This window comes from Phyllobacterium sp. K27 (genome assembly GCF_054796155.1).
Window position 1 is genome coordinate 22,580 of record NZ_JBTWND010000003.1, and the last position, 24,019, is coordinate 46,598.

At 52.3% G+C, this 24,019-nt stretch carries 19 protein-coding genes and 4 pseudogenes; 21 read left to right on the forward strand and 2 right to left on the reverse strand.

Features of this window, described 5'->3' with window-relative positions; all coding sequences use genetic code 11:
* The first annotated feature begins 31 nt into the window (after window positions 1–31).
* From ACYJL1_RS17965 to ACYJL1_RS18050, 18 genes and pseudogenes are all read left to right on the forward strand, one after another.
* Window positions 32–508 (forward strand): Hcp family type VI secretion system effector, encoded by a 477-nt coding sequence (locus tag ACYJL1_RS17965; protein WP_460898303.1) that lies wholly within the window; start codon window positions 32–34, stop codon window positions 506–508.
* Between the two features lie 108 nt (window positions 509–616).
* Window positions 617–2,989, forward strand: a pseudogene (locus tag ACYJL1_RS17970) (type VI secretion system Vgr family protein).
* A gap of 6 nt (window positions 2,990–2,995) precedes the next feature.
* Window positions 2,996–3,940, forward strand: a complete 945-nt coding sequence (locus ACYJL1_RS17975) for a DUF4123 domain-containing protein (RefSeq protein ID WP_460898304.1) — start codon at window positions 2,996–2,998, stop codon at window positions 3,938–3,940.
* 637 nt (window positions 3,941–4,577) lie between these two features.
* Complete coding sequence (comJ, locus tag ACYJL1_RS17980) at window positions 4,578–5,084, forward strand: competence protein ComJ (RefSeq protein ID WP_460898305.1); 507 nt, start codon at window positions 4,578–4,580, stop codon at window positions 5,082–5,084.
* Between the two features lie 132 nt (window positions 5,085–5,216).
* Window positions 5,217–5,780 carry a GNAT family N-acetyltransferase gene (locus tag ACYJL1_RS17985; protein WP_460898306.1) on the forward strand — a complete coding sequence of 188 codons (564 nt, stop codon included), beginning with the start codon at window positions 5,217–5,219 and terminating at the stop codon, window positions 5,778–5,780.
* 183 nt (window positions 5,781–5,963) lie between these two features.
* On the forward strand, window positions 5,964–6,218 hold the full coding sequence (locus tag ACYJL1_RS17990; protein ID WP_460899153.1) for a PAAR domain-containing protein: 255 nt from the start codon (window positions 5,964–5,966) through the stop codon (window positions 6,216–6,218).
* A 274-nt stretch (window positions 6,219–6,492) separates the two neighbouring features.
* Window positions 6,493–6,687 (forward strand): hypothetical protein, encoded by a 195-nt coding sequence (locus ACYJL1_RS17995; protein ID WP_460898307.1) that lies wholly within the window; start codon window positions 6,493–6,495, stop codon window positions 6,685–6,687.
* Between the two features lie 130 nt (window positions 6,688–6,817).
* On the forward strand, window positions 6,818–9,190 hold the full coding sequence (locus ACYJL1_RS18000; RefSeq protein WP_460898308.1) for a type VI secretion system Vgr family protein: 2,373 nt from the start codon (window positions 6,818–6,820) through the stop codon (window positions 9,188–9,190).
* 6 nt (window positions 9,191–9,196) lie between these two features.
* On the forward strand, window positions 9,197–10,144 hold the full coding sequence (locus tag ACYJL1_RS18005; RefSeq protein WP_460898309.1) for a DUF4123 domain-containing protein: 948 nt from the start codon (window positions 9,197–9,199) through the stop codon (window positions 10,142–10,144).
* On the forward strand, window positions 10,141–10,866 hold the full coding sequence (locus ACYJL1_RS18010) for a hypothetical protein (protein ID WP_460898310.1): 726 nt from the start codon (window positions 10,141–10,143) through the stop codon (window positions 10,864–10,866). The genes ACYJL1_RS18005 and ACYJL1_RS18010 overlap by 4 nt, the downstream gene beginning before the upstream one ends.
* A gap of 23 nt (window positions 10,867–10,889) precedes the next feature.
* Window positions 10,890–11,336, forward strand: coding sequence for a hypothetical protein (locus ACYJL1_RS18015; RefSeq protein ID WP_336441309.1), 447 nt, complete (start codon window positions 10,890–10,892; stop codon window positions 11,334–11,336).
* Between the two features lie 49 nt (window positions 11,337–11,385).
* The gene (locus tag ACYJL1_RS18020) at window positions 11,386–11,688 is read left to right on the forward strand and encodes a PAAR domain-containing protein (RefSeq protein WP_336441308.1); all 303 of its coding nucleotides are present in this window, start codon (window positions 11,386–11,388) and stop codon (window positions 11,686–11,688) included.
* 138 nt (window positions 11,689–11,826) lie between these two features.
* Window positions 11,827–12,160: pseudogene (locus tag ACYJL1_RS18025) on the forward strand (hypothetical protein); the annotation flags it as partial.
* A gap of 309 nt (window positions 12,161–12,469) precedes the next feature.
* Window positions 12,470–14,578 carry a type VI secretion system Vgr family protein gene (locus ACYJL1_RS18030; protein ID WP_460898311.1) on the forward strand — a complete coding sequence of 703 codons (2,109 nt, stop codon included), beginning with the start codon at window positions 12,470–12,472 and terminating at the stop codon, window positions 14,576–14,578.
* A gap of 109 nt (window positions 14,579–14,687) precedes the next feature.
* Window positions 14,688–15,209: a hypothetical protein gene (locus ACYJL1_RS18035; RefSeq protein WP_460898312.1), complete on the forward strand. Its 522-nt coding sequence runs from the start codon at window positions 14,688–14,690 to the stop codon at window positions 15,207–15,209.
* Between the two features lie 38 nt (window positions 15,210–15,247).
* On the forward strand, window positions 15,248–16,129 hold the full coding sequence (locus tag ACYJL1_RS18040; RefSeq protein WP_460898313.1) for a hypothetical protein: 882 nt from the start codon (window positions 15,248–15,250) through the stop codon (window positions 16,127–16,129).
* Window positions 16,130–16,263: 134 nt separating this feature from the next.
* Window positions 16,264–16,566: a PAAR domain-containing protein gene (locus tag ACYJL1_RS18045; protein WP_460898314.1), complete on the forward strand. Its 303-nt coding sequence runs from the start codon at window positions 16,264–16,266 to the stop codon at window positions 16,564–16,566.
* 360 nt (window positions 16,567–16,926) lie between these two features.
* A pseudogene (locus tag ACYJL1_RS18050) lies at window positions 16,927–17,395 on the forward strand (transposase); the annotation flags it as partial.
* A gap of 48 nt (window positions 17,396–17,443) precedes the next feature.
* Here ACYJL1_RS18050 and ACYJL1_RS18055 read toward each other — a convergent pair.
* A pseudogene (locus ACYJL1_RS18055) lies at window positions 17,444–18,157 on the reverse strand (IS6 family transposase).
* 879 nt (window positions 18,158–19,036) lie between these two features.
* On the opposite strand from ACYJL1_RS18055, the gene ACYJL1_RS18060 reads away from it, so the two are divergent.
* The gene (locus tag ACYJL1_RS18060; RefSeq protein WP_460898315.1) at window positions 19,037–19,768 is read left to right on the forward strand and encodes a glutathione S-transferase; all 732 of its coding nucleotides are present in this window, start codon (window positions 19,037–19,039) and stop codon (window positions 19,766–19,768) included.
* A gap of 108 nt (window positions 19,769–19,876) precedes the next feature.
* Complete coding sequence (gene ggt, locus ACYJL1_RS18065; protein WP_460899154.1) at window positions 19,877–21,607, forward strand: gamma-glutamyltransferase; 1,731 nt, start codon at window positions 19,877–19,879, stop codon at window positions 21,605–21,607.
* Here ggt and ACYJL1_RS18070 read toward each other — a convergent pair.
* Window positions 21,564–22,778 carry an aminotransferase gene (locus ACYJL1_RS18070; protein WP_460899155.1) on the reverse strand — a complete coding sequence of 405 codons (1,215 nt, stop codon included), beginning with the start codon at window positions 22,776–22,778 and terminating at the stop codon, window positions 21,564–21,566. The genes ggt and ACYJL1_RS18070 overlap by 44 nt on opposite strands.
* A gap of 173 nt (window positions 22,779–22,951) precedes the next feature.
* Between ACYJL1_RS18070 and speB the strand changes: the two genes are divergently transcribed.
* A complete protein-coding gene (gene speB, locus ACYJL1_RS18075; RefSeq protein ID WP_460898316.1) occupies window positions 22,952–24,016 on the forward strand; it encodes an agmatinase in 1,065 nt (354 codons plus the stop codon).
* Window positions 24,017–24,019: the final 3 nt, after the last annotated feature.

Below are 24,019 nucleotides of genomic sequence, written 5' to 3' on the forward strand. Positions count from 1 at the left end.
CCATACGAGCATTTCTGCCAAAGGAGCAAGCATGCCGATTTACTTACAACTTGATGGGATTCAGGGCGATGCAACTCAGGAGACCCACAAGCGCTGGATGGATGTTGAGGCTATACATTGGAATGTGGGCCGCAAAATGAACACGTCGGCAGGCTCGGCTGCCAACCGCGAAGCGTCCGAACCAACGATCAGCGAAGTCGTTTTGACCAAAGTCAGCGACTCGTCTTCAACGAAATTATTTCAGGAAGCAGTTTCCGGCAGATCAGGAAAACTGGCAACGATTCATCTCGTAACAACTGGCAATCCGGGTGAAACCTATATCGAATACAAACTCACCAATACATTGATTGCCAACTATTCGATAGATTCCAACGGTGACCGCCCGGTTGAAACGCTCCGTTTGAACTTCACGAAAATGGAAATGAAATACACGCCATATGATGAGAACCAGAAGCCACAATCGCCACTGATTGCTTCTTACGATCTTGCGACAACACGCGCATCCTAAACACAACCATACGTGATGAGGCAGTTCGATACTGCCTCATCAACTCACACTACCCGCGAACCAGTTATCGTTGAGATTCTACTTCATCTGATCCAAGGTATAGTGCTTATGGAATATGAGTTTTTTGACGCGGGTTTGATTCAGGCTGACCGCATTCTTCGTATTTCGACGGTTCTTGGGCTGGATGTTCTTCTTGCTGAGAAGATGGACGTGCGGGAAGAGATCAACGGCCTCTTTGAAATTCATGTCGATGTTAAATCCAAGCGCACTGACCTCAAGCCGGAAGAACTTGTCGGGACATTTGCGGATGTTTCACTGGAAATAGCCTATGGCCAGCGCAGGCCATGGAACGGGCTGATAACAGGTTTTCGCGAAGGGCCGCCTGTCTCACGCGGCCTTCGCTCCTACCAACTGACCATGCGCCCGCAATTGTGGCTGCTGTCGCAACGCTCCGACTGCCGCATCTTCATGGACATGACAGCGTTGCAGGTTGTTGAAACTCTCTTGTCCGAACACGGCATCAAGGCTGCCGTAACCGGCGGCGTCGTGAGTCCACCGGCACCAATTCATTACTCCGTCCAATGGAACGAGACGGACCTCGCCTATCTTACACGCCGTTTGGAATATGACGGCTTGTTCTATTGGTTTGAACACGAAGACGGCCAGCATACGCTCCATGTCGCCAGCCATCCTTTTGGATATACCGAGGGACCGGAAACCGATGTCAGGTTTGCAGCGGGTTCCACTGACAGAAACCATATCAGTGCGTTTGCCAGAGACTATCAGTTCACACCGGGTCAGCGGGCGGGCGGTGACTGGAACTTTGAAAGACCGAGCGGGCCGCAGGGCGCAGCAACGCCTTCGCTTGTGAATTTACCGAAGAACGCCGAGTATGAGCTGTTTCATTATCCAGCCAAGGCGCTGGATCAATCCTCGAACGAGAAGGCTTCGAAACTTCGCATGCAGGCGGTTGAAGCTGACCATGAGAAGATCGAGGGATCATCCACGGTCAGGACCCTTGCAGCGGGTCGCAAATTCAAGCCCTATGAAGTCGCGCACGCCGATCATGTGTTTGAAGAATATGTGGTCACCGCCATTGTCCACCGTGTTGTCGATCATTCTTACGAAACGGCCGAAGACGGCTCGCTCGATTACTCCAACAGCTTCATTGCGCTTCCGTCACGGCTTCCTGTAACACCCCATAGGGCAACGCCGCAGCCGCGCATAGACGGCTCGCAGGTTGCCATTGTTGCCGGACCACCGGGCGAGGAAATCCATCCGGATGAATACGGCCGGATCAAGGTTTGGTTCCCGTGGCAACGGAACCGCGCCAAGAAGGATGGCTCCGATACTTGCTGGATACGCGTCATGCAGTCATGGGCTGGCAGCACATTCGGCTCGCAAGTTATCCCCCGCATCGGCATGGAAGTGATGGTCACCTATCTGGAAGGCGACCCGGACCGGCCCGTTGTTACTGGAATTGTACCCAATCCAAGCACAAAAGTCCCATACAAGCTGCCAGAGAATAAGACACGCACTGTTTTAAGGTCCAATACACACAAGGGCCAAGGCTTTAATGAAGTCTCCTTTGAAGATGAGAAGGGCAAGGAGAACCAGTTCTTCCATGCCCAAAAGGATCAGACCACGCGGGTTCTGAATAACCGCACGAAGCGCGTTGACGCCAATGAGGTTTCATCGGTAGGCGCCAACCGTGCTGTTGAAGTTGCAGGCAACCAGAAGCACGAAATCGGCGGCTCGATGAACATGGTCGTCGGCGGTACCGGTGCTGGTGCATTGGGCCTTGTTGCACAAGTTGCAGGACTTGCCGGACAAACAGCAGGCTTGATGCAGCAGGCAGGACAAGTTGCCGGAGGTGCCCCCAATCTTGTCAACTTCGCCATGTCGTTGGCCAATCTGCACTCGGCTTTCTCTCGGCGACCGGCCTTGGTGCACGCGACGGCGTTGTCTCCGGCCCAAGTCCTCGCTCTGATCAGGGAACGGCACTCGCGGCGTCCGGCGATGGCATGGGGCAAGCCACCGGCGCACTGTTCCAACTGCCTGGTATCATGAACACCATCGTCGGCAATTTCAAATCCGACACGATCGGTGTTGCCAGAGCCGAGCAGATCGGGGTGAGCAAGGTAACGAATATTGGATCAACCCACTTCACCCAGATCGGCAAAGAGCAAAACACGAAAGTCGGCGAAACAATCAAGATAGAGGTTGGCCAGCTTTACAATATTGTTTCCGGCGAAAAGTATCATGGCGAAGCCAAGACATGGGAAATCTACGCTGATGACGAGATACGCCTGTCCGCTCCCGGTGGATATATCACCATCAACAAGAAGGGTATTAAGCTCTACGCACTTAAAATCGACATCGAAGGCAACGCGATCAACTTCAAAAAAAGGCGGGCCAGGCAAAGGTACATCCTGCCTCAAGAAGATGTCACAATCCCAAACGCCATTTGTAAGAATGTAGGCCCCTATGGAGATCCCAAAACTCGATCTTCCAAATGCCGAAAATGCTGCCCGGGCTTTTCGTGCAGCATTGGACACATTACCCGGACCACTCTTTGCAGTACTTGATGGCGGCCAATTTGATGATTTGGAAGATGAACTTGCCGACGCCGGTATTACCAGTCGCTCTCTGTTCCTGAGTGGCGGCGATGATGACATACGCCGCGACGGGCCGTGGATGGTAGCACTTAACGACAGGCGCACGCGCAACCACATCGAGGAACTTGCCCTCGAAAAGCCATGCGCTGTGTTCTGGTCTTGCCCTGAAGGTGAACAGGCTCTCTGGCGGCACCTTAGGAGCATTAATGAGATCATGATCCCCGATGATCGTATCGAGGGCAATGACGGGAAGTCAGGTACTCCGGTCAAATACGAACGTGTCCTCTTCCGGCACTGGGACCCCAATGTGCTTGGAAGCTTCCTGCCATTGCTCACGGCTGAGCAATTCATGCGCCTCTTTGGACCGGCAACGGCGATTCTCATAAATGCCACAAGTCAGGGCGGACTGAAACGTGCGCTGCGACCAGAGCACCCCTCGAAACCAACCAAAGGCCTCCTCACCATCCGTAGAGATCAACTCGAAGATGTGGATTCTGAGCGCCGGGCCGCCTACTGCAAGCAAATGTCTGCGCACCTCAGGGAGATGGCGCCACATGAAACGGCACGCATGAGTGAGCAGGAACTGAATGGCCGGGTTTTGAAATACGAAGCGTCGGGCAATCGACTGGGGCTAACCCAAGAACGATCTCTTGGCATATGGGGATTCCTTATGATCGCCAGCGGCGATCGGTTCGAGCATCAGCCGGAGATTAAACAGTTCGTGCAATCAGGCCCGGGCACTCCGGACGAAAATATGGAGACACTTCTCCATCAGATAACCCGCCTTGCAGGCACAGTTGGAGAAGTGAGCTAATGCCTTGGCTTGGTCTCGGTGCCCCACTGCTGGCAGGTGCTGGTGGCGGGGGTACGATAGCACTCGGAGGCGCCGCTGCAACGACGGCCACGGTTTCAACGAGCACTATTTTAGGTGGCGCAGCTATTGTTGGAACGGGGCTGCTCTTGAGTGGAGATACTCCCGTGATGTCAGAAGCGGCCGTAACCGGCGCGTTTCCAGGTCTAACGCCCGAACAGCAAGCGGAGCGGCTAAAAAAGGTTCAAGAGTTTGCAAAAAGCCTTGCTGCAGCTGCCGCCGCCTCATGCGCAACTGGCAATTGCTGTCAACGAACCATTGTTATTCCGCATTCTCGAGCACCGGAATCCGCAAAGCACATAGACGCGGCCCAGGCTGCAGGATTTCCAAGCACGTTGACATATGATGCAAATCCCTCAGCAGCTCGCGCTCGCAGGTATCGATCCACAATGGGAGTGCCACGCATAGCGGGATATGAACCGGATGAATATCCACCAGCTGCCTTTGTCGAGAATAATGGAACCGCCAGCGTTTGGAATATTCCAAAAAATGACAACAGGGTATCTGGTGGTATAATCGGAGCGAACTTAGTAGGCGTGCCTCCGGGCTGCCGAATTACAATTGTCACGGGACCATGATAATGCTTACATCACTTAGCGTAATGATCAACTATGGCCAACTGATTATATATTTGCCATCCGTCAAACGTCCGGGGCACTTATGGGGCGAAAACGAACTGAAACAAGGTTTTGCATGGTCCCCGGGAATCGTTAGCCTTGCAGTACCCGAACATGCTTTCATTTGTCTTGTGGAAATCGAAATTGCTAATGATTTCAAACTCTCGCTAGATGCGATTTCCTGTTTACGCGTACCCTTCGATATTTCTGAGACGCCGGTTAATGTGGGTTCTATTTTTCATTATGATCAGATCACAATCGAGCAAAACAAGTACAGCCTGATCTACGAGGTCCTCCCGGGGAGAGGAACTTGGGAAATTGATGAAAACGGAGAAAAAGAACAAGGGGAAAACAGCTACGTTCTGAAAATTTGGCTTATCCCAGGTGAGGACGATTCCTTCGAGATCTTAAAGACGGGCGGCGCAGTCGAGACCGACAAGATCTTAAGTCGTCTGACCGAATTGGCGTGATGTTGCTTTAGTGAAAAAGACATTGTGGATGGGGATAACCCTATGGAGTACGCACAACCACTGTCGCAAAGCGCACGTCCCTTCCGCTCCCCCGTGATCCTGAGTTTCCTCTGTTGGAGCTGGTAATGAAAAATGACACAACAAATCGCAAATGCTGGATTTTTCAATCAGGTTGATCTGGACCGTATAGAAACCGCTAGGTTGATTTTGCGCCCGCCAGTCTATTCGGATGGCCCGGGGCTACATGAACTTCTATCGGACGCTGATATCTGCCGGTACAGTCCCTTTCCTCCCTTTACAAGCATAGCAAACACTCAGTTTGCGATTGTCGAATGGCGTGAAAAACGTGCGCAAGGGCTCCGCACTTATGTTGGTGCCACTAGGTCTAACCCAAGGACTCCAATTGGTTTTCTCCAAGTTGGAGCTGATGAGGAAGTCGGCGGCGTGATATCTCCGAGCAAAAGCGGCGATGGCGTAGCCACAGAAGCATTAGAGGTCGTTATCGCAGCACTACAACTTCACAACGCTTGGACAATTATCGATGCAGAACATGCGGCACTTATCCATACGCTTGGAAAGGTGAACATCAAGCCGCAGAAGATACTGCCCGCTTATCGAATTCACCCGCAGATTTCGCTTGAAAAAAGGGATTGCGTACTGCTTCAGCAGGAGGCCGGCCATCAAGATGGAACCTGACAGCCAATTGGCTAAAAGGACCCCTCTCGGGATGCTAAGCGAGCTGCATCGGTTCCTGTAGGTTACATCTTCCTACACTAACTGATCAAACTGGCAACGATTTGCGAAAACTTGATTGAACAATTGGAACGAATAATCATGGGCCACCCCGTTTCACTTTTAGGACATATGCATACCTGCCCAATGGTTGATCCGGGGCCGAGGCCACATGTTGGTGGCCCCGTGATCTCGACAGCCCAGAGCTTTGTTAAGGTCAACGGTATCCCGATTGCGACCGTCGGATCAAAATGTCTGTGTAGTGGTGTACCGACGACAGCAGCCATTACCGAAGGCTCTTCGGTTGCAAAGATTGGTGGCCAGAAGGTAGCACGAGTTAATGATGGATGTGAGCATGGCGGAAAGCTAGTGCAGGGTATTAGTTGGCTAAAGTTTGAATGATCCAGTGCGTTCCCATAAGTTGAAGCCGCACGCCGTCCGGCATCGACTGGACCCGCTTCCATTGCTGCACCAAAGCCTCATTTTTACCATTCGGCGTCGTGGCATCGATCTGGGTACCCTGTCTTGTCAGCACCTCGAAGTCGATGTTACGTTGCGCAGATCATCAACGAGAGTGATCAGATGTTTGAAATTACGGCCAAAGCCGATCAAGCTTCCCGATGACCAAGGTGGCGCCAGCACGCAATGCCTTTAGGCAAGCATCCAGGTTAAACCGATGCTACTTTCGACTGGAAGCCAAATCCTTATAAAGGTCATCGATACCGATACCGGCTTCAATCAGGGCATCTCGCTGTTGCGCCAGCATCTGGCTACCATCACTCTTTTAAGCCCACATATGACCGATGAGAATCGCCTGAACCAAAAGAAAAAGATCGGCACGCATTCTTGTATACTTTTTCGTGTCGGGTAATCTAGCGGAAATCGGCGCAATTTTTTTGGCTTATCAATCACGAAGAAACGGGCATTTTCTGGTTGGGAAATTTCGATAGTGATGTTGAGTCAAGCTTGAGATTTGTTGCTTTGATCGGGGATTGCCATGCATGGAATATGAGTTTTTTGACGCGGGTTTGATTCAGGCTGACCGCATTCTTCGTATTTCGACGGTTCTTGGGCTGGATGTTCTTCTTGCTGAGAAGATGGACGTGCGGGAAGAGATCAACGGCCTCTTTGAAATTCATGTCGATGTTAAATCCAAGCGCACTGACCTCAAGCCGGAAGAACTTGTCGGGACATTTGCGGATGTTTCACTGGAAATAGCCTATGGCCAGCGCAGGCCATGGAACGGGCTGATAACAGGTTTTCGCGAAGGGCCGCCTGTCTCACGCGGCCTTCGCTCCTACCAACTGACCATGCGCCCGCAATTGTGGCTGCTGTCGCAACGCTCCGACTGCCGCATCTTCATGGACATGACAGCGTTGCAGGTTGTTGAAACTCTCTTGTCCGAACACGGCATCAAGGCTGCCGTAACCGGCGGCGTCGTGAGTCCACCGGCACCAATTCATTACTCCGTCCAATGGAACGAGACGGACCTCGCCTATCTTACACGCCGTTTGGAATATGACGGCTTGTTCTATTGGTTTGAACACGAAGACGGCCAGCATACGCTCCATGTCGCCAGCCATCCTTTTGGATATACCGAGGGACCGGAAACCGATGTCAGGTTTGCAGCGGGTTCCACTGACAGAAACCATATCAGTGCGTTTGCCAGAGACTATCAGTTCACACCGGGTCAGCGGGCGGGCGGTGACTGGAACTTTGAAAGACCGAGCGGGCCGCAGGGCGCAGCAACGCCTTCGCTTGTGAATTTACCGAAGAACGCCGAGTATGAGCTGTTTCATTATCCAGCCAAGGCGCTGGATCAATCCTCGAACGAGAAGGCTTCGAAACTTCGCATGCAGGCGGTTGAAGCTGACCATGAGAAGATCGAGGGATCATCCACGGTCAGGACCCTTGCAGCGGGTCGCAAATTCAAGCCCTATGAAGTCGCGCACGCCGATCATGTGTTTGAAGAATATGTGGTCACCGCCATTGTCCACCGTGTTGTCGATCATTCTTACGAAACGGCCGAAGACGGCTCGCTCGATTACTCCAACAGCTTCATTGCGCTTCCGTCACGGCTTCCTGTAACACCCCATAGGGCAACGCCGCAGCCGCGCATAGACGGCTCGCAGGTTGCCATTGTTGCCGGACCACCGGGCGAGGAAATCCATCCGGATGAATACGGCCGGATCAAGGTTTGGTTCCCGTGGCAACGGAACCGCGCCAAGAAGGATGGCTCCGATACTTGCTGGATACGCGTCATGCAGTCATGGGCTGGCAGCACATTCGGCTCGCAAGTTATCCCCCGCATCGGCATGGAAGTGATGGTCACCTATCTGGAAGGCGACCCGGACCGGCCCGTTGTTACTGGAATTGTACCCAATCCAAGCACAAAAGTCCCATACAAGCTGCCAGAGAATAAGACACGCACTGTTTTAAGGTCCAATACACACAAGGGCCAAGGCTTTAATGAAGTCTCCTTTGAAGATGAGAAGGGCAAGGAGAACCAGTTCTTCCATGCCCAAAAGGATCAGACCACGCGGGTTCTGAATAACCGCACGAAGCGCGTTGACGCCAATGAGGTTTCATCGGTAGGCGCCAACCGTGCTGTTGAAGTTGCAGGCAACCAGAAGCACGAAATCGGCGGCTCGATGAACATGGTCGTCGGCGGTACCGGTGCTGGTGCATTGGGCCTTGTTGCACAAGTTGCAGGACTTGCCGGACAAACAGCAGGCTTGATGCAGCAGGCAGGACAAGTTGCCGGAGGTGCCCCCAATCTTGTCAACTTCGCCATGTCGTTGGGCCAATCTGCACTCGGCTTTCTCTCGGCGACCGGCCTTGGTGCACGCGACGGCGTTGTCTCCGGCCCAAGTCCTCGCTCTGATCAGGGAACGGCACTCGCGGCGTCCGGCGATGGCATGGGGCAAGCCACCGGCGCACTGTTCCAACTGCCTGGTATCATGAACACCATCGTCGGCAATTTCAAATCCGACACGATCGGTGTTGCCAGAGCCGAGCAGATCGGGGTGAGCAAGGTAACGAATATTGGATCAACCCACTTCACCCAGATCGGCAAAGAGCAAAACACGAAAGTCGGCGAAACAATCAAGATAGAGGTTGGCCAGCTTTACAATATTGTTTCCGGCGAAAAGTATCATGGCGAAGCCAAGACATGGGAAATCTACGCTGATGACGAGATACGCCTGTCCGCTCCCGGTGGATATATCACCATCAACAAGAAGGGTATTAAGCTCTACGCACTTAAAATCGACATCGAAGGCAACGCGATCAACTTCAAAAAAGGCGGGCCAGGCAAAGGTACATCCTGCCTCAAGAAGATGTCACAATCCCAAACGCCATTTGTAAGAATGTAGGCCCCTATGGAGATCCCAAAACTCGATCTTCCAAATGCCGAAAATGCTGCCCGGGCTTTTCGTGCAGCATTGGACACATTACCCGGACCACTCTTTGCAGTACTTGATGGCGGCCAATTTGATGATTTGGAAGATGAACTTGCCGACGCCGGTATTACCAGTCGCTCTCTGTTCCTGAGTGGCGGCGATGATGACATACGCCGCGACGGGCCGTGGATGGTAGCACTTAACGACAGGCGCACGCGCAACCACATCGAGGAACTTGCCCTCGAAAAGCCATGCGCTGTGTTCTGGTCTTGCCCTGAAGGTGAACAGGCTCTCTGGCGGCACCTTAGGAGCATTAATGAGATCATGATCCCCGATGATCGTATCGAGGGCAATGACGGGAAGTCAGGTACTCCGGTCAAATACGAACGTGTCCTCTTCCGGCACTGGGACCCCAATGTATTGGGTAGTATTCTTTCTCTCCTGAATGCGGAACAGTTTGCCCGCGTCTTTGGACCGGCAAACGGCATCATCATGAACGCAACCGACTATGGGGGGCTTAAGCGTGCTCCACGACCTAACGACTTACCCCTGCCAAATCCGGGACTTTTGCAGATCGATCCTGAACAGGTCGAAGACCTCAAGGAAGCAATGTTACATTCTTCGAGGTTGCGGATCGCCAGATATTTGAAAGGGAACATTCCCCCTCACTTTTCAGGTATCACGGATGAGTTCGTCTGGGGTACAACACTGGCGAGTGAGCAGACTGCCGACGAACTTGGTATTCTTACCGAGCGCGGTAGAGCGCGCTGGTCCTATGTTATGATGATGTCCGATGGCAAAGCTGCAGATATTCCTGAAGTGCGAAACTATATCAAGGATGGGAATGACTCACCCGATAACCGGGTAAAATCACTTATTCAGCACACCGCTGATGCATTGCGCTCTGGCGACGTGGTTTTATCATGAGCAGCGCAGTCTATGGAACGGCTGGCGAATACGGTGGCAAGATTGCGGGCGGTTTCCTTGGTGGCGCTATCGGCAGCATTTTTGGACCTGTAGGCACCTTTGCAGGCCGTTGGGTCGGCTCCAAACTTGGAGGCATCGCCGGGCGTGCAGCAGCGGAGGCACTTGCCACTGCTATGGAGGATGCCAATACCGATGCGGAAACCAAAACTAAAGATGTACCGATTGCTGAAACATGCGCAACCTGTCAGAAAATCCCGAAAAACCCTTGCGAACATCTGAAAAAAGGGCAAGGCGAAGGTGAAAACCAAGGTGGTGCCCACGAGGAGATGAAAGGTCCATCCGGAGATAATCTGGATTCCCATCATACACCGTCGAAAGACAGCTATAAGGGCAAGTTGCATCCCGACGATGGCCCTGCTATGCGAATGCCCCCGAAAGAACATCAGAGTACCGGCAGTTGGGGTAGTGGTGATGACGCCAAAGCGTATAGAGATTTGCAGAAAAAGTTGATCGAAGAAGGGAAATGGAAAGAGGCATTCGACATGGATGTCGAAGACCTTAAAAAACTGGCAGAAAAACTCGGCGATCCCAATAAATTCGACCAACGGATCAAGGATGCTGACGCTTACAGAAAATGCATGGAAAAACACGGCTTACTACCTAAGCCTGAAACAGGGACGTTACCCGGGGACGGCCCACCAGCCCAGCCCCCTGTTTCGTAACCGTAGTTTACCGGGAGAATGATATGGATTGGATTATAAGACCTTTCGAGGGCGCAGGCCCACTTAGCTTTGGTATGAGTTCGGAAGACGCTGAAAACAGGATTGGCCCAAATGAAACTTTTATCATTCGACCCAGCGGCAATCGCCAAGAATATAGAGACCTAAAATTTCCGGCCTTAACATTTGATCCAGACAATAAACTGAAAGAACTTATATTCAGCAAGCATGGAGACCCTCTTATACTGGAGGGGGTCTCGTTATTCGCGATGGACCCAGAAACCGTCCTAAAACGGCTAAATGAGATCGCAAAAGAATTGTTTAAAGACGACTATTCTGTTTATGCTCCACAAATAGGCCTCGCACTAGTCGGGTTTGACAATAATGAAGGCGATGAGAAAACGGTCACGCTATTCAAAAAGGGAGCTCTGGATAGCAGAATTCCCGACGCAGAACCGGTGAGTTGGATATAATGACATGTCAGCAGGAAATTTCGCGATTGCGGCGTGGTGACGACTGATCATGGCTGGACGCGCGGTTACCCTTCTAGGCCATATGCATACTTGTCCGATGGTTGATCCCGGCCCTCGCCCTCATGTTGGTGGGCCGGTAGTTTCAACCGGACAGAGCTTCGTGACCGTCGCCGGTGTTCCGATCGCAACCGTTACAGACAAATGTCTTTGCAGCGGCGTTCCAACAACAGCAGCCATTACCGGCGGCTCATCAGTTGCGAAAATCAATGGCAAGAAGGTTGCTCGTATTACCGATGGCTGCGAGCATGGTGGCAAGCTGATTCAGGGTGTGGATTGGTTGACCTTCGAATAGATGCTGGTCAATTAACGTACTTTTGTTCTCGGATAGTTATTCATCAATAGCTGTCCGTGTCGCCGTTGTGTTTAAGAGCGAGGCTTAATGATCTTTTGGAAGCGTTGGATCAGACGCAAGGTCAATGCAGCGGGAGTAAACAAGCTTCGTTCCTATGGAGCAGCAAAGTGTCAAGTCATGCCGGATGACGAGCACCGCTCTTACAAAGGGCTGAACATCTGACCCGAGGATTCGCATGTCCGTTGCGAAAACAGGTAGGGTTAATGCAGGGCTTCCGGTTACCGGGAGGATTGAGCGCTTCGTCTCGATTTTTTCCGCCTTGCTTAATCTGTTCGTTCCCTCTCACCACGACCGCTCAGCCTTTGCCATTCACCTACACAGGCTTCGTGCTATGGCACACTGGAAAAGTAACCGGAACCCTCGACTGAAATCACAGCCGAAGGACTGCCATGTCTACGCCAAGTTAATGTGATAGCGCCTCATAAAGGTCATCGACACCGATATCGGCTTCAATCAGGGCATCTAGCTGTGGCGCCAGAGTCTGACTACCATCACTCTTTGAAACACACATATAACCGATGAGCATTGCCTGAACCCAAGAAGAAAAACATTGGAACGCATTCTTGTATACTTTTTCGTGTCGGGTAATCTAGCGGAAATCGGCGCAATTTTCTTGGCTGTATCAATCACCAAGAAACGGACGTTTTTCTGGTTAGGAAACTTCCATAGTGAATGTTGAGTCAAGCTTGAGCTTTGTTGCTTTGATAGGGGAATGCCATGCATGGAATATGAGTTTTTCGACGCAGGGCTGATTCAGGCTGACCGCATTCTTCGCATTTCGACGGTTCTGGGGCTGGATGTTCTTCTTGCTGAGAAGATGGACGTGCGGGAAGAGATCAACGGCCTGTTTGAAATTCATGTCGATGTCAAATCCAAGCGCACTGACCTCAAGCCGGAGGAACTTGTCGGGACATTTGCGGATGTTTCACTGGAAATAGCCTATGGCCAGCGCAGGCCGTGGAATGGGCTGATAACAGGTTTTCGCGAAGGGCCGCCTGTCTCACGCGGCCTTCGCTCCTACCAACTGACCATGCGCCCGCAATTGTGGCTGCTGTCGCAACGCTCCGACTGCCGCATCTTCATGGACATGACAACGTTGCAGATCGTTGAAACGCTGCTTTCAGAGCATGGGATCAAGGCTGCTGTAACCGGCGGTGTTGTTACACCTCCAGCGCCGATCCATTATTCAGTGCAATGGAATGAGACGGATCTTGCCTACCTCACCCGCCGTTTGGAATATGACGGCTTGTTCTATTGGTTTGAACACGAAGACGGCCAGCATACGCTCCATGTCGCCAGTCATCCTTTTGGATATACCGAGGGACCGGAAACCGATGTCAGGTTTGCAGCAGGTTCCACGGACAGAAACCATATCAGTGCGTTTGCCAGAGACTATCAGTTTACGCCAGGAAAGCGTGCTGGTGGTGACTGGAACTTTGAAAAGCCGCAAGGCCCGCAGGGAGCAGTGACACCTTCGCTCGTGTCGCTACCGAAAAACGCAGAGTACGAACTGTTCCATTATCCGGCCAAGGCGCTGGATCAATCCTCGAACGAGCAAGCATCGAAACTGCGCATGCAGGCGGTTGAAGCCGATCATGAGAAGGTCGAGGGTTCATCGACGGTCAGGACCCTTGCTGCAGGGCGCAAATTTAAACCCTATGAAGTCGCGCACGCTGATCACGTGTTTGAAGAATATGTGGTCACCGCCATTGTCCACCGGATTGTCGATCATTCTTACGAAACGGCCGAAGACGGCGCGCTCGATTACTCCAACAGCTTTATTGCGCTTCCCGGCAGGCTTCCTGCAACGCCGCACCGCTCGACACCGCAACCGCGGGTCGACGGGTCGCAAGTGGCTATCGTCGCCGGACCGCCCGGCGAGGAAATCCACCCAGACGAGTACGGCCGCATCAAGGTATGGTTTCCGTGGCAACGCAACCGTGCCAAGAAAGACGGCTCCGATACCTGCTGGATTCGCGTCATGCAATCATGGGCTGGCAGCACATTCGGCTCACAAGTCATCCCCCGCATCGGCATGGAGGTTATGGTTACCTATCTTGAAGGCGATCCGGATCGCCCCGTTGTTACTGGAATTGTACCCAATCCAAGCACAAAGGTGCCGTATAAACTGCCAGAGAATAAGACAAAGTCCGTGTTCAGGACCAATACGCATAAGGGTGAAGGCTTTAACGAATTGACCTTTGAAGATGAGCGGGGCCGCGAAGAGGTCCTCCTTCGTGCCCAACGGGACATGACGATCAAGGTCGAAAATCATCTAACGGAAAGAGTCGATTCAAATCGGGTGACATCCGTTGGGGCAATGTCTCATTTCGAAGTGGAGCAGTCACATTCCGAGAATATCGGACGTAACTATACCATCAATGTCGGGACAATGGGCGGCAGCGCAATTGTTGGCGAGGTGTTGAAAAGCCGTGCTTTCGGAATGCTTCCAGCTGCTTATCATTTGGAGGCAACCAAAGGTGAAAGTTTTGGTGCGGGCCATTTGAGCATGAATGCATCATCGTCCATCAGTATGAGCACTACAGAGTCGTACAGCGTCGAAGTCGTCGGCGTATACATGTCCATGATTGGTGTGAGCGAGACGGTAAATGTTGGTGGTTCCAGCTTTCACTCAGCAGGGAAAGATCATCGCGATGTGGTTGGCGGCAAGCGCATGATCGACGCCCATGGCGAAATTCACCTGAGATGCGGGAAATCAGAAATCATAATGAAACCCGATGGTGTCATTACACTAAAGGGGACAAAATTCATCGTTGATGAAGAGGAACATATCGACATGAAGGCCCCTAGGATCGACCTGAATGCTTAACGCCTTAAAAAGACACGCAATAACATGTCTTGGGCATTGCGCCGTCCTAAGCGTTGTCTTTGCAATTCTCCTTATCACAATTCCTACCGCCGAGGCACAAGATCACACCATGAAATCAGATGTTACCATTTACCTTGAGGGCCCGCTGCTCGAGCGCGGAGGTACTGTTTTCGTAGTACCGCGTGAAGTGCCGCTGGATAAATGGAAGCCAGTCCCCGGCCAGCTTAATCCGGCCCGAAAAGACCACCGGCTCGACGTTCGCAAGCCGATATCGGAACGTGACAGGCGACTTTCCGTTCTGGCATTCGGGCAAGTCAGTATTGTGCGCTTCGATTATCCAGCTGGAGGAAGCTACGATTTTCGTTTCCTTCCATCCCTCGAGAGTGGGATACCCCCTGAAAAACAGGGATCGGTACTTGTCGAAGCTGGAAACACTTATGACTACCATCCGAAAACGCGCGAAGAAATGTTTGTACCGGTTGTCCAGGTGTTCAGCATCCTTGGGCCCGACGCCGATGAGTCGGAGTCCCGCTCGCTGGGATCTGAAGTAAAACTGGGTTATCTGGAAGAGCGTTACAACTGCAAAGAATTTGAGGGCTCTCTTTCTTGCGTTGTGCGGGAGCGTAAGTAATGAGCAGGCTTACGCTTTGTACGAGGTCGTTCCATCCAATGCCGAATTTCGGCCTTGGAGGATTTTTCTATGAAGGCGATAACAGAGATTTTTCCTACGACATGGGTGCTACGTCGAGGATAAGAAACATAAATTACATAGATTTGGCAGCGGCGAGAGTTGAGAAGGGACTCACATTTTCACACCGAAGCAGAAATGCATTGATGGGCTGGGATCAACATTACACGGACCCAAGCCTACAGCCGACCGGAACTATTAGCGGCCAGGTTGATCCGTACCGCAAAGACGGCGATCAACATGCCCAGCTCTTCCTGGCCTATCGTGGCCAAAACTTTGCGATGCCAGGCATGGATAAACCGGATCAGAAGGTCGAAATCCGGGTGCCTACTTCACCAGGCATGCCGTCTTATCCCATTCAGACGTCACCCCGCGACGTCTTCGAAACGATTGTGCCAGATTTGGACGTCGCGATGTCCCTCGACCTTATGATCAACCGTTCGGAGAAGACAATCTCGTTTGCTGCCCGCATGGTGGGTGATGGCTTCCCTAATGCAGAAAGCTTCTTGCTGGACTCAGCCGAGTCACCTCTTTTTTGCGTTGTCCATCGCCGTATAGGCTCGGCCAGCGGTCAGTTGCATGGTAACAGACGGATTGCAATGGCCGCAGGGTCTGCTCTCGTCGCTTTTCCTGGTGACATGTTTGGATCCGCCCTAACTGCGCATTGGGCCCGGGATTACGCCACGCATTCGGGTGGTCCAATCGACCTCATCGATGAGTATGGATCCAAACCAGCTGACGTGCGTAGTTGGAATAAAATGCATCTTCAACACGACGCGAAAGGTAACCTTATTCGGCAATGGTATTCCGACAATGAGCTACACCTTCGCATCGATGGCAAACCGGGAAGTTCAATGCCTTAGGGGTCGCTAGGATTTGCTTCACTTAAACAGATATCTCAGCTGTCTCTATGGCAACGTAATCAGTTTAAGCGAATGCGATAAAGCCTTGAGGCACGTTAGACGAGCATACTATGTTGGAATTTGGAAAGTGTACCATGCCAAAAGCTGCACGAAAGACTGATATTGGCTCGGGCCATAGTTGCCATTTCCCAGAGACCCCCGCGATTGAGGGAAGTCCAAATGTCTGGGTTAATGGCCTGAAAGCACTGCGAGTTGATGATCATTTTGAATCCCATGGCTGCCCTACATGCCCCAAACCGGCTCATTCCAGGGTGCTCGCTGACGGCTCACCGAATGTCTACATAAATGGCAAAAAGGCAGGCCGCGTCGACGACCCGATAGATTGTGGTGGAACAGTCGTTACTGGCTCGAAGAATGTTTTTATTAACGGCGAATAATGTATGGCTGTCATCAGCATTTTTCGGGCGCCGGAATTTTCGGCGGTTTGGGCTCACACCTCTTGAACAGGCGCTGCTCCATGCCCAACAGATAAGTGCGGCCAAGCGCCCGGGCTATGCTCACACCCACCAGCGGCAAACCGGGGTTGAAGCATCCGCCAAGGAAGGCCACTTTCATGTTATCGCAGGAGGCCGCAGACTGCGCTCATTGAAGCAGCTTGCGAAAGAAAGGTGATGTCAGGTTAAGTTTTCAGGCCACGGGGATGGTTGCCCGTTGATTTCAGGCGAGCGTTTTTGACCTTGCCCCGTTGACATAATCCATTTTGAAGTAAGCTCTGGCCCAATTGAGAGGACCAGAGAATGAAGCGCAGCCGTTTTACAGACGAACAGATTATCGGGATTCGGAAGGAGCATGAGGCAGGCACACCGGTCTCGGAGCTTTGCCGCAAGCACGGTGTCAGCGACGCCAGCATCTATAAGTGGAAAGCCAAATACGGCGGCATGGATGTGTCGGAGGCCAAGCGCTGAAGACGCTGGAGGACGAGAACACGAAGCTGAAGCGGCTTCTGGCGGACGCCATGCTCGACAATGCTGCCTTGAAAGACCTGTTGGGAAAGAAGTGGTGACGCCCGCAGCCAAGCGGAAAGCTGTCGCACATCTGATGAACCAGCATCGGATGAGCGAACGGCGGGCGTGTAAAACCATGGGCTGCTGCCGCATGACGATCCGTTACGAAACCGCGCGGCGATGATCGCGACCTTCGCGAGCGAATGAAGACTTGGCGCATGAGCGCCAACGACGACACAAGCCGCACCGGCACGTAAACTTAACCTGATGTATTCGCTCTTTGGGTGCACTGGTGGCTCTGTTGCCCGTTTCAGACCGCTTGTATGCGTGTGATTTCGCGCCATGCTATCATTGCAGCATGACGAAGTTCGCGATGCTCAAATGATGAATATTGATTGCGGGGAAAGTGGTGAAGGTTTGCGACAGGATCATGAATGGAGGCAAATCGCTGAAGATGTGCAGGCGACTTGAAGCGTTTCATGACCTTCTCTCGTCGCCGGATCGGCTGATGTGAATTCTCTGCCCGATTGTTCAAACCTTTATGCTGGCGGTGAACGCAGACGGTCAGACCAATCTGCCTGTTGGCAGCCGCATAGGATCTGAGTTTATCCGTTACCATAACGCGTGGCGCGTGGCCTTGTTTCTTGAGCAGTTTCCGGATCAAGCGTTTGGCTCCCTTGGTATTCCTGCGACTTTGCACAAGAACGTCCAGTACAAAGCCATCCTGATCGACCGCGCGCCACAGCCAGTGTTTCTTGCCATTGTGGAAACCACGGCTTCATCAAGGTGCCACTTATCCCCAAGGCATGGCGTACGCCTGCGGATCTTGTTAGCGTAGTCCCGCCCGATTTTTTCCGCCCATGTGCGGATCGTCTGGTGTGTGACGATTATGCCCTTTGTAGGCAAGCATGTCTTCGACCATGCGAAGACTGAGCGGGAAGCGGAAGTACAGCCATACTGCCTCGGCGATGACCTCAGCTGGAAAACGGTGACGGTGATAAAGTAGATTACGAACCTCGGTCATCACTCAAAATCCCAAAGAAACATCGCCAACTGGTTAAGTTTACGGTGTCGCTTATGGAATGCCGGCAATGGGGACTGATGCTATGGCTGTAACGCAACTGAATCAATCTGGATATTATCTTATGATAATGAAGGGAGAGTTCTCAGAGAGTGGTGCCCAATTCAATTTAGTTGGATATTCATACGGATGCATCATCGCTTCTGTAAAAGCAAAAAGTTACGCCGCTAGGGCCAGAGAAGGTGGGTTTCATGAAAAACGTTCCGGCCTCCCACGAAACGTTCCTAATGCCGTCCAATCAATGAAAAACGTTACTTTTCAGCTCCGATAGAGCTAACTTCGCTGCAACCTCCCGAAAGAACGCGCGAACATGTGGACGCCACTGCCTTTAGGTGTTTTGGAGTAGCAGACAAGCAAGAAGAGTGTCGGCATCGATGTAAATCGACAATGGCGCGTTGATGCACGCCAGATTGCCCTGTTCTTACCTGCAGGGTTCATTGTGCAGCCCTTGTCACAGAAGCCTGCTTCCCTATAATCCGAAAGCTTTCGAATGTTACCGTGGGCCGCCTCAGATGCTGAATCCTTCCGACAAATACGGCAGGGATCGGATCGCCTCGCGCACTACTTCGTAGCGTTGCCCCGTCCGCCTATAGAATTCGCGATGCAATTCCAGCGCACGTACATACCGCTTGTATTCCGAAGCCTTGGCTTTCGCGTCGGCAGTCGCATACCCTTGTACACTGAAGGGTCGCTTCCGATGCAATTGGATTTAGCATGTTCGTAAAACTTTGGTGGTAGTTGCTACCTAATTCCGGAAATAAGCCTCGTAATGTCACATTGGCTTGCTCAAATGAGAAGAGCTTGAAGCATCAGGAGGCGCTTATGCCATACGAGTTATACTATTGGGATGGATTGCAGGGCCGGGGTGAATTCATACGGCTTGCGCTGGAAGAAGCGGGGGCTGATTATATCGACATCTCGCGTGAACAAGGCCCTGATCAGGGTATGAGCGCGATGATGAAGATACTCAAAAGCAAAAGTGAACTACATCCGCCTTTTGCGCCACCATTTGTGAAAGATGGCGATCTGATTGTGTCCCATGTCGCCAACATCCTGTTTTACCTTGGACCTAAACTCAACCTCGCACCCAAAGGTGATAATCAACGGATAGTCGCAAACGGATTGCAGCTGACTATTACGGACTTTGTTGCAGAAGTGCACGATACGCACCATCCAATCGCAACAACGCAATATTACGAAGATCAGAAGGACGCAGCTAAGCTGCGATCGAAAGACTTCATCGAAAATCGCATGCCAAAGTTTCTGGAATACTTTGAACGGATTCTTCATCAAAACCCTGAAGGCGAGGCTCATGCAATCGGCAAATCATTGAGCTATGTCGATATTTCCTTATTCCAGGTCTTCGAGGGACTTCGCTATGCCTTCCCGCGTGCCACGAAAAATCTGGCCAAGGATTATCCAGCATTGCAAGCTTTGCATGACAATGTCGGCAATCGCCCGAATATCAAGGCTTATCTCCGCTCGGAACGTCGTCTTGACTTCAATACATCCGGCATTTTCCGACATTATCCAGAACTCGATCAGGATGGGTGAGGACACTATATTTTGCAATTTCCTCCCGATTTGCGCTGGACTTGGTCCGCTGAAGAGGTTCCACTGACTTCACTCAAATCATAGGAGGAAGTCATGGATGTTCGTTTCATGAAGGCAGGAGTCTTTGTTACTGCGCTTGGGCTGGCTCTTGCACCTGTTACGCCGGCTCGTGCCGCATCGCCAGAGCCAGTTGCAGCAGAGCATGGAATGGTAGTCACAGCTCAGCACCTCGCATCTGAAGTTGGCATCGAAGTACTTAAGAACGGCGGAAACGCTGTCGATGCCGCTGTTGCGGTTGGCTATGCTCTGGCTGTTGTTTATCCAACCGCCGGAAATATTGGCGGCGGTGGTTTTATGACGATCCGCTTGAAAGATGGGAAGACCACGTTCCTCGACTTCCGGGAACGGGCTCCTCTTGCAGCAACCAAGACCATGTATCTCGACGACCAGGGCAATATCGTCAAGGGTCGCAGTACAAACGGCTATATGGCGGTTGGCGTACCTGGCTCCGTGGCTGGCTTTGAAATGGCGCGAGAAAAGTACGGTACGAAATCACGTGAGGAACTCATCGGCCCCGCCATACGCTTTGCCCGCGATGGCTTTGTGCTTGACCAAGGCGACATTGCATCGCTGACGAATGGTGCAAAAAAACTATCCCAGGACCCGGCTGCAGCTGCAATATTCTTGAAGGCCGACGCAAAACCCTATGCGATTGGCGAGACACTGGTTCAGGCGGACCTGGCAACAGCGCTTGCGGCAATATCTGAAAAAGGTTCAGACGCCTTCTATAAGGGCGCAATCGCTGATGCCATTGTCAAGGCCAGCGAGGCTGGCGGCGGTATCCTCGCCAAGGCGGATTTCGAGCAGTACAAAGTTCGCGAGCTTGAACCGGTAAAATGCAATTATCGCGGTTATGACATCGTATCCTCACCTCCTCCGAGTTCGGGCGGGGTCATCATCTGCGAAATCCTGAATATACTTGAAGGCTATCCTCTGGGTTATCTTGGTTATGGTTCCGCCGAGACCGTTCACGCCATGATAGAGGCAATGCGCCATGCCTATGTCGACCGCAATGCCTCACTCGGCGACCCGGATTTTGTTGAAAACCCTGTCTCCAAACTGCTCGACAAAAACTATGCCAAAGACATACGCGACAAGATCAGCCCGTATAAAGCGGGTGTATCGAAAGAGCTGACGCCAAAGGGATTTGGCGAAAGCACCGAGACAACCCATTATTCCATCGTCGATGATGAGGGCAACGCTGTCGCCGTCACCTACACCCTCAATGGTTCGTTCGGCGCCGGTGTTGTTGCAGCGGGCACTGGCATCCTGCTCAACAATGAAATGGACGATTTCACTTCAAAGCCTGGCGTTCCAAATCTCTATGGCTTGGTGCAGGGCGAAGCCAATGCCATTCAACCGAAGAAGACACCACTTTCCTCGATGAGCCCGACGATCATTTCCAAAAACGGCAAGCCTTTTATGGTCATCGGCAGTCCCGGCGGCGCGCGCATCATCACCATTACCCTTGAAGCGATCATCAACGTAATCGATCACGGAATGGACATCCAGGAGGCGATAGATGCGCCCCGCATCCACCACCAGTGGTTGCCTGACCGTGTTTATATGGAACCTTACGCATTATCCGCCGATACGATGAAAATCCTGACGGAAATGGGTCACGATGTGGGCATCGACAAGAACTGGACGATCTGGGGTCAGGCAGCAGGCATTCTTGTGGGTGGCAAGAGCCTCGGCGAAATTACCGAGGGCGGTGGCGCCCGTTATAATGGTGCTATGGACAGCCGTTCCGGCTCCGGTTCAGCGCGTGGATATTAAAGGCGAACTCTGCCAACCTTGCCCGTAACTCACGGATGGTTGGCGCAGCGGCATTGGCAAAGGCAAACCGCAGAAATGGGGTTTGCCTTTCGCCGAAATATTCGCCCGGGATAGTGAGAACGCCGACACGCTTTGCCAATTGCTCCGCTACCAGGGCTGATGTCGCGTCTTCGAACGGATGCCTGACAAACGCAAAATAAGCGCCTATCGATTCCAGCTTCCATCCATTCAGACCATCCATTACTTCTCGCAGCGCCTTTGCCCGCACGTCAATTTCCATACGGTTTCCGGCTCGCCATTCCGTCAGTGCAGGCAGTGCACGGGCGACGGCGGCTTGCGGCGCGCGGGGCGGGCATATCTGTAGATTATCCATGATCTTGGCAATCTGCTCGACGATTGCTCCACCCGCCACTATTGCACCCAGCCTGTGCCCGGGAATGCAAAAGGATTTTGAGAAACTATAGAGCTCGATCAGATTTTCTTGCCAGTCTGCCGTGGCAAACAGACTGTGCGGGGCACCTGCACCATCCGGCAAAAAATCCCGGTAGGTCTCATCAAGAATAAGCCAAATGCCCGCGTCCCTGCAAAGATCAAAAATCGTCTGCAACCGATCCGCAGGATAGATTGCACCGGTAGGATTATTCGGCGTGACCAGTGCCAATGCGCGAACATCCGGCGTTATCGCCATCCTGATCGCATCAACAGTGGGAACAAAGCCCTCTGATGCAAAACACTCTACTATCCGCGTTTTGATTCCAAGCATGGACAAAGTAGTGTCATGATTGAAGTAGAATGGATCGGTCGTGAGAATGGTATTGCCGGCCGAGGCCGCAACGATGGAAGCACAGACGAATGCCTGATTGCAGCCCGAGGTAATATGAACATTCCCGGGAGCTAATTTTGCGCCATAGACCTCGGATACATGCGCGGCATAGGCTTCACGCAATATTGTTTCACCTTCAATCGGGCCGTAGTTTGTATAAGCCAGTGATGACGCGGCTTCGCCAAGCCATTGCAGCATCTTGTCATGCGCTGGATAGCCGGGGACAGCCTGCGACAGGTCGATGAGCGAACCTTGGCTTCCATCATAGGACTTCCCCCAGGCTTGGACTGCCGGTATCGGCGGCGGCGACAGGCTGGTTACGAGGGTATTGAGCATTGCAACGGTCATCATTCACCCTGTGTTGCTTGATCCGGAATGAACCAGTTTCTTAATCATCAAGCGGATTGGAGTCACCTGTGACTATTTCGCATGAGATGTTCACACAATGACGATTGATTTCCCCACCACTTTAGGGTGTCCTGACCACTAGCCAGCGACATAACATTCGGAAAGCCAGCATCATGCCATCGTGGGACGAAAATAAACTGAACGATTTGCGCGCCAAATATGGCGAGAGCCATGGTGGTGAATTGTTCGACGAACGATTCCGTAAAGTGGCTGACAAGATATTTTCCAAGAGTGGCACACGCCTTGCGCCTTATGCAGGCGTGCCGACATTTCTGACCGCACCCTATATGCCGCTTGATGCCACCGATCCTGATTTCGGCAATCTTCAGGTCGCTATTGTGGGCGTGCCGATGGATCTTGGCGTCACCAATCGACCTGGCTCACGCTTTGGGCCCCGTGCTGTTCGCACGATTGAACGTATCGGCCCCTATAATCATGTGCTGGATTGCGCACCGGTATTTGACCTGCGCGTTGCCGATATTGGTGACGTGCCATTTGCCAGCCGGTACAGACTGGAGCAAAGCCATGACGATATCGAACGGCGATTCAACCAGATTGTTGATGCTGGCGTCCTGCCGCTGGCAGTCGGCGGCGACCATTCGATCAGCCACCCCATCTTGAAAGCAGTCGGCAAGAATGGCCCGGTAGGGATGATCCACATTGACGCGCATTGCGATACGGGCGGCGCCTTTGATCAGACCAAATTCCATCATGGTGGTCCCTTCCGCAATGCGGTTCTGGACGGCGTTCTTGATCCGACCAGAACAATCCAGATCGGCATTCGTGGCTCTGCAGAATATTTGTGGGAGTTCTCCTACGAGTCCGGCATGACTGTGATCCATGCAGAAGAAGTGACGGGGATGGGTATTCCGGCAATCATCGAAAAAGCCAAAGCGATAATTGGCGATGGGCCCACCTATCTGTCCTTTGACATTGACAGTCTTGACCCCAGCTTTGCGCCAGGCACAGGCACGCCCGAAATCGGAGGGCTCACAACCCGTGAAGTGCTCGAACTCATCCGGGGCTTCAAAGGCATTAATCTCGCAGGAGGCGATGTGGTCGAGGTCGCACCACAATATGACTCAACCACCAATACCGCCCATGCGGGAGCACAAGTGCTTTTTGAGATTCTGAGTCTGATGGTTTTCAGCCCGTTTGTGCACAAGCAAAGCAAGTAAGAG